At 59.5% G+C, this 237-nt stretch carries 1 pseudogene; it reads right to left on the bottom strand.

Going from position 1 to position 237, the window contains the following annotated elements:
• A pseudogene (locus tag E0D90_RS28735) lies at positions 1-237 on the bottom strand (hypothetical protein); the annotation flags it as partial.

The following is a 237-nucleotide window of genomic DNA, read 5'->3' as shown; positions in this document are numbered from 1 at the left end:
CGCCTGCAGCGCTTCCAGCCAGCGCAGCTTGTAGACAAATTTGTCGGAATCAAGCGCCTGTCCGTTTGGGATATATGCAGAAATCACGCGGACAGGGCCACCGTCCACGTCATATGTGGCGGCCACGATGCGCTGCTGGTCGTCGGTAAAGCCCGGGATGTTCTTCACCACATCGCGGCCTTCTGGCACAGAGGCCTTGCGCGAGAGGATGGCAACGCCGTTGTACGTCTTCTGACC

Source organism: Streptomyces otsuchiensis (genome assembly GCF_004305975.1).
Classification (GTDB): Bacteria; Actinomycetota; Actinomycetes; order Streptomycetales; family Streptomycetaceae; genus Streptomyces; species Streptomyces otsuchiensis.
This window is presented reverse-complemented; position numbering and strand designations above follow the sequence as displayed.